We start from the raw sequence: 6,469 nt of genomic DNA on the forward strand, positions 1-6,469 counted from the left end.
ACGGTCCAGACCAAAATGGTCGCTGCATGAGCCGCGCTTATGCTTTGAAAGATTGGTACGCCGTCGGCGATGCACAAACTTTGGTCCGCGGATCACGCCGCACGATGTTGCTTGATCAAAAACTGACTGTGTCGGGCACGCCTGAAGCACCAAAGGTCATTGACGAGTCTGGCCGCGCCTATCCGGCGCAATTCAAATACGGACATGTCTGGACCTGTCTGGGCGATGCCCCGCACGCCTTGTTTGCCATCCCCGAAGCGGATGAAGTTGGCAGACGACTGGTGCCTTGCGGCAGTGTCCGCGTGAAATGCTCCCCTTTGCGGGCGGTCGAAAATTTTCTCGATATCGCGCATTTTCCTTTTGTACATACTGGGATCTTGGGCAGCGAGCCGCACACCGAAGTTGCGCCGTATAAGGCTGAAATCCGCGATGACGTGGACGAGGTTTGGGCCACAAAGATCAGTTTTTACCAACCTCAAGCCGCCAAGAGTGCGCAATCTGGGGGCGACACAGACTATCAATACCGTGTCGCTGCTCCCACCTCGGCAGTTTTGTACAAAACCTGCCCGCCCAAGCCCGAAGCGATGGATGTGATCGCGATTTTTGTCCAGCCTCGCTCGGAGACGGAATGCGACGTCTGGCCGTGGATGGCGCTTTATGATGACACGTCCGATTTCGCCGGATTGGTGCAATTTCAACAGGAAATTTTTCTACAAGATCGCTCTATCTTGGAAAACCAGAGGCCCGTGAAACTACCGCTGGATCCGAAAATGGAAATTCCGACGCGTGCGGATTTAACATCAATTGCCTACCGCCGTTGGCTAAAATCCAAAGGCGCATTCTACGGCGCATTGACCGAGGACGCATGAGCCAGTTTACCCTTTATAATTACGTGCTTTCTGGCAATTGCTACAAAATCCGGCTGATGGCGGGCCTGCTTGGCGTGAGCTATGATACAGTCGCGGTCGACTTTTACCCCGGACTAGAGCATCGTTCAGAGCCCATGCTGGCGCTTAACCCCGCAGGCACGTTGCCGGTGCTGGTGGCTGGTGATCTGGTGCTGTCCGAAACGCAGGCTATGCTGGCATGGCTGGCGACAACATATGATTCCAGTGGCACATGGTATCCGGTTGAAGATGCAAGTCTGCATGCGCAGGCCTTGCAATGGTTGGGGTTTTCAGCGCGTTTAACGACGAGCCTCGGGGCGGCCCGTTTGAATGCTATGCTCGATTGGCCCGTGGATGTAGAGGCCGTGCGCGCCGCGTCGCGCAAAGACCTAGATGCGTTCGAGTTGCTTTTGACAGATCGTGTGTTCGCTGGGCAAACGTGGCTCGTGGGTGATGGGCCGACCATCGCTGATATCGCGGTTTTTCCGTATGTTGCCCTCAGCCCAGATGCTGGATTTGAACACGATAGATACCCCGCGATCCGCAACTGGCTTTATGCAGTGCGCGGTCTGAAAGGGTTTGTAACCATGCCGGGCATTCATCCGCTGCACGAATTGAGCGAGGAGGGGGCCGATGGCTGATACCCCTCTGTTGCGTTTGCGCGGCGTAAGCAAATCTTACCCAGCGGTCTTGGCAAATGATGCGGTCAATCTAGACGTGATGCCTGGCGAAATTCACGCGGTTCTAGGTGAAAACGGCGCCGGAAAGTCGACGCTGATGAAGATCATCTATGGCTCGGTGCGCCCAGATGCGGGCACTGTGGAATGGAATGGAGAACAGGTCGATATCCAATCGCCGCTGGTAGCGCGCGAGCTCGGCATTGGCATGGTGTTCCAGCATTTCTCGTTGTTTGAAACGTTGACAGCCGCAGAAAACATATCTCTCGCGGTGCCTGGGACAATTGCGGAGTTGTCGGACCGCATCCGTGCAGCATCGGAACAATTCGGGCTGGACGTTGAACCAAACAGCCGTGTGCAAGCGATGACGGTCGGCGAACGTCAACGGATCGAAATCTTGCGCTGCATTTTGCAAGAACCCAAACTGATAATCATGGATGAGCCAACGTCTGTCCTGCCGCCGCAAGGCATCGCCAAATTGTTCGAAACCCTCCGGCGTCTTGCCAGCGAAGGCATCGGTATCATCTTCATTTCTCACAAGTTGGATGAAATCAAGGCGCTGTGCGACACGGCCACGGTTATGCGCGCTGGGCGCGTTGTGGGCGTAGTGGATGCCAAGGTCGAAGATGCCCGCAGCCTGACACGGCTGATGATCGGGCACGAGATTTCTGCCCCAACCCATAGTGGCGATCGGAGCGCTGGGCGCGCAGTTCTTGACGTCTCGAGGCTGAATTATACACCACAAGACCCGTTTGCGCCTTCGCTCAAAGATATCACGCTGTCCTTGCGCAGTGGACAGATCACTGGAATTGCAGGTGTATCAGGCAATGGACAAGACGCGTTAACACGCGCGCTTGCGGGTGAGTTTGTGCAAGGTCCGCAGGATGCAGGCGCGATTGTTTTGGACGGCAAAGCAATAGGGGTGCTTGGACCTGATCAGCGCCGCGAGCAGGGGCTTCATTTTGTCCCTGAAGAGCGACTTGGGCGGGGCGCTGTGCCCATTCATACCTTGTCCGAGAATGCGGGTTTGACGACCCATCATGCCGGTTTGGTGAACTGGGGCATGCTCAAGCTAGGGAAACGCCGTGCTTTGGCGCAAGGCACAATTGACGCCATGGACGTGCGCTGCGGAGGGCCGGATGCGACTGCGCAAAGCCTGTCAGGCGGTAACCTGCAAAAATTCATCGTCGGTCGTGAATTGGCGTTGCGGCCCAAGGTGTTGATCGCATCACAGCCCACTTGGGGCGTTGACGTGGGCGCGGCGGCTGCGATCCGCCAGAAACTGATCGATTTGCGCAACGAGGGCGCTGCGATCCTGATCGTATCCGAAGAAATCGAAGAAATTTTTGAGATTTGCGACGATATTCAAGTGATGTTCCGTGGCCAGTTATCGCCACCCGCGCAAATCCAAACAACATCGATTGATGAGGTGGGTCTGGCTATGGCAGGCGATTTTGCGGCCCTGTCAGGGCGGGAGGCGGCGCATGTCTAGGCTTGTCATAGAAGCGCGTCCCGAACGCTCCATCTGGGCTCCGGTTCAAGTCAGTCTGTTGGCGGTTCTGCTGACCTGTTTGGGCGGGTCGGTCCTGTTTATGATCTACGGTGTCTCGCCGATAAAAGGGCTCGATGCGATCTTCATTGATCCGTTGCGCACGAGCTACGGGATCGGGGAAATTCTGCTCAAGATGGCACCACTGCTGTTGATCGCACAAGGGCTTGCCATCGGGTTTCGAGCGCAAATCTGGAATATCGGGGCAGAGGGGCAATTGATTGTCGGGGCAATTGCGGCCACGGCGTTGGCGATCCAGTTTAATGGAACCACATCACCACTGCTGCTTCCCGCGATGGTCCTTGCTGGCATGATTGGCGGCATGATCTGGGCGGGCATTGCCGCGTTTTTGCGATCGCAGTTCAATGCCAATGAAATTCTCGTGACGTTCATGCTGACCAGTGTGGCGCTGCAATTGCTCTACTACCTCATTGCTGGGCCTATGCGCGATCCGTCTGGCTTCAATTTCCCGCAGTCGATACGGTTTGGGGCCGCCGCAAAGTTCCCGATCCTGATTGAGGGAACCCGCGCGAATGCATCGCTTTATATCGGGTTGGTGGCCTCGGCGGTTGCCGTGATTTTCGTCCAGCGCTCCCTTGTGAGTTACAAAATGTCCGTCGGTGGCATTGCCCCTGCGGCGGCCACCTATGCGGGATATTCATCAAAGAAAGCCATTTGGCTGGCTCTGCTCATTTCTGGTGGAGCGGCGGGCATGGCTGGCGTGGGAGAGGTCTCGGGGCCGCTTGGCATGCTCCAGCGTAACATCTCGCCCGGGTATGGCTATGCGGGAATTATTGTGGCTGTGCTAGGTGGATTGCACCCTATCGGTATCATCTTTGCAGCCGCCTTGATGGCGCTGGTTTATGTGGGTGGCGATTTCGCACTTCTATCCGTGGGCCTGCCCAATGCGGTCACGGGCATCTTTCAAGGCATGTTGCTGACGTTCTATCTGGCTTGTTCGTTCTTGCTGACATCGCGCATCCGTTGGATCAAACCGAATGCCTTGGCTCAGGAGGCGTCGCCTGACTGATGGAGGTCTTGATTTTTATTGTCAGCGGCACTTTAGCCGCCGCGACGGCCCTGATTTTCGCCGCGATGGGAGAGCTTGTCGCCGAAAAATCCGGCGTCCTGAACCTTGGTGTTGAAGGGATGATGGCCACCGGAGCTGCGATGGGTTTTGTGGCACTAACGCAATCGGGGTCCTATACTGTGGGATTCCTGGCCGCTGCCGTTCTTGGCTGCCTGCTGTCGTTGATACATGCGGTATTAACGCTGGTGTTTCGCGCGGACCAAACGGCATCTGGGCTCGCCATTGGCATCCTTGGTCTTGGCCTGTCATCTGCAATTGGCAAGAGCTATGAGGGGCGCACTGTCGCCGGTTTGCCTGAGCTCAACCTTGGCCCATTGTCGGATATCCCAATCATTGGGCAGATGTTCTTTTCGCAAGATATCATGGTCTATCTTTCCATCATGCTGGTCCTTGCCACGTGGTACGTTCTGACACGGACCAAACTTGGGTTGGTGATCCGTGCGGTTGGCGAAAGCCCTGAAAATGCTCATGCACTGGGACTGAAAGTCCGCTTGATCCGCGCAAGCTGTGTTGGCTTTGGGGGCGCAATGGCAGGCATTGGCGGGGCCTATATGTCCACGGCTTACACACCGCTTTGGGCCGAAGGAATGATTGCCGGACGCGGTTGGATCGTCGTCGCGTTGACTGTGTTTGGTACATGGATTGTGCCGCGCGTGACCTTTGGAGCCTATCTATTCGGGTCGATGTCGTTGCTGGAACTGTCGATACAAGCCTTTGGCTGGAGCATTCCCAGTCAAGCGATGTCCGTCTTGCCCTACGTCGTTACAATTATCATGCTCGCGGCGATCTCCCGAAATCTCTCTTTCATCCGCCGCAACAGCCCCGCCAGCCTCGGCGCGGTGTTGAAAATTTAGTGAACCTACCTGCTTGAAAACGAAGGATATAAAATGAAGAGAAGAAACCTACTGTTTAGCCTTGCAGCAGCCACGTCGCTGGCTTTACCTGCTTACGCCGACGACCAATTGAAGATCGGATTTGTCTATCCGTCACCAGTGGCGGATGTCGGCTGGTCAGCCGAATTAAACGCTGGGCGATTGGCCATTGAAGAGGCCTTTGGCGATAAGGTTGAGACATTCTTTGTAGAAAACGTACCCGAGGGTCCAGACGCTGCGCGCATTATCAACCAGATGGCTGCACAAGGGGCTGACATGATCATGTTGGGATCGTTTGGCTATATGAACGATGGAATATCTCTGGCTGAGCAGCGTCCCGACCTGACGTTTATCCATGCCTCAGGTTATCTGCTGGCAGACAATTTCAGTAACTTCCAAAGCCGCAATTACGAAACCTCTTATCTTGTGGGTATGGCCGCCGCTGACGTCACCGAAACTGACACCGTGGGCATTGTTGCGGCCTTCGCGATCCCCGAGGTCGTGGGCATGATCAACGGCTTCACGCTGGGCATTCAGGCCGTCAATCCTGATGTGACCGTCAAAGTCGTTTGGCTGAACTCTTGGTTCGATCCACCCAAGGCACAAGAAAGCGCGCGTGCCTTGATGGCGCAAGACGCGGACGTGATCTATTCACTGTATCAGGATACACCATCTGTTGTGACGGTCGCAGAGGAAGAAGGCGTCTGGGTCATCAATACTTCGTCCGACATGAAAGAATACGCGCCCAACTGGTTGTTGGCATCGCAAATCGCCGATTGGTCGAGCTTTTTTGTGGACAGCGCACAAGCCACGATTGACGGCACCTTTAAAGGCGAAGCATTCTGGGGTGGTTATGTCGATGATACGGTGGAGGTTAAGAGCTGGTCGTCGTCGATCTCACCAGAGACGATGGCGATGATCGAAGAGGCCGAGGCGGCGATGCGCGCTGGTGAGTTTCATCCTCTGACGGGTCCGCTTATGGATCAGGACGGAACAGAACGTCTGGCTGATGGTGAAGTCATTGACGACGCTGCAATGGCTGGCATCGACTGGCTGGTCACGGGTGTCGAAACCCGCATCCCGCAGTAGGGTTTCCAGATCTATGCCTCAGTTTCGGGCAGATATTTTACAAAGCCCTGAACGGGGCCAGATCGAGCGCATTCCTGATGCGCTCGTTTCTGTCGATAGCAATGGAATGGTCACGAACGTGGCGCCATATGGTGGCGCCACACAAATTAAAGACGACCTAATTGATTTACGCGGACAGGGGGTGTTGATCCCCGGATTGGTCGATCTTCACATCCATGCTCCGCAGTTTCCGCAACTTGGCACTGCGCTTGATGTCCCGCTAGAAGACTGGCTGTTTCGCTATACTTTCCCGCTTGAGGCCCGCT

At 55.5% G+C, this 6,469-nt stretch carries 6 protein-coding genes and 1 pseudogene; all 7 read left to right on the forward strand.

Annotation, left to right across the window (positions count from 1 at the left end; genetic code table 11):
• On the forward strand, positions 1–869 hold an 869-nt coding region (locus ABJQ89_RS18920; protein ID WP_348497711.1), incomplete at its 5' end, for an aromatic ring-hydroxylating dioxygenase subunit alpha.
• Entirely contained in the window at positions 866–1,528 is a 663-nt protein-coding gene (locus ABJQ89_RS18925; RefSeq protein ID WP_348497712.1) for a glutathione S-transferase family protein, read from the forward strand. The genes ABJQ89_RS18920 and ABJQ89_RS18925, both read left to right, overlap by 4 nt.
• Complete coding sequence (locus ABJQ89_RS18930) at positions 1,521–3,056, forward strand: ABC transporter ATP-binding protein (RefSeq protein ID WP_348497713.1); 1,536 nt, start codon at positions 1,521–1,523, stop codon at positions 3,054–3,056. The genes ABJQ89_RS18925 and ABJQ89_RS18930 overlap by 8 nt, the downstream gene beginning before the upstream one ends.
• The gene (locus tag ABJQ89_RS18935; protein WP_348497714.1) at positions 3,049–4,143 is read left to right on the forward strand and encodes an ABC transporter permease; all 1,095 of its coding nucleotides are present in this window, start codon (positions 3,049–3,051) and stop codon (positions 4,141–4,143) included. The genes ABJQ89_RS18930 and ABJQ89_RS18935 overlap by 8 nt, the downstream gene beginning before the upstream one ends.
• Entirely contained in the window at positions 4,143–5,057 is a 915-nt protein-coding gene (locus ABJQ89_RS18940) for an ABC transporter permease (protein ID WP_348497715.1), read from the forward strand. Before ABJQ89_RS18935 ends, ABJQ89_RS18940 begins: the two co-directional genes overlap by 1 nt.
• Before the next feature lie 33 nt (positions 5,058–5,090).
• Positions 5,091–6,164: a BMP family ABC transporter substrate-binding protein gene (locus ABJQ89_RS18945; RefSeq protein WP_348497716.1), complete on the forward strand. Its 1,074-nt coding sequence runs from the start codon at positions 5,091–5,093 to the stop codon at positions 6,162–6,164.
• A 13-nt stretch (positions 6,165–6,177) separates the two neighbouring features.
• Positions 6,178–6,469 (forward strand): annotated as a pseudogene (locus ABJQ89_RS18950) (guanine deaminase); the annotation flags it as partial.

It is taken from the genome of Planktotalea sp., from assembly GCF_039984035.1.
Classification (GTDB): Bacteria; Pseudomonadota; Alphaproteobacteria; order Rhodobacterales; family Rhodobacteraceae; genus Planktotalea.

Excerpts from the sequence above, each read along its gene's own strand:
- ABJQ89_RS18925 (WP_348497712.1), top strand. The coding sequence starts at position 866 with ATGAGCCAGTTTACCCTTTATAATTACGTGCTTTCTGGCAATTGCTAC.
- ABJQ89_RS18930 (WP_348497713.1), top strand. The coding sequence starts at position 1,521 with ATGGCTGATACCCCTCTGTTGCGTTTGCGCGGCGTAAGCAAATCTTAC.
- ABJQ89_RS18935 (WP_348497714.1), top strand. The coding sequence starts at position 3,049 with ATGTCTAGGCTTGTCATAGAAGCGCGTCCCGAACGCTCCATCTGGGCT.
- ABJQ89_RS18940 (WP_348497715.1), top strand. The coding sequence starts at position 4,143 with ATGGAGGTCTTGATTTTTATTGTCAGCGGCACTTTAGCCGCCGCGACG.
- ABJQ89_RS18945 (WP_348497716.1), top strand. The coding sequence starts at position 5,091 with ATGAAGAGAAGAAACCTACTGTTTAGCCTTGCAGCAGCCACGTCGCTG.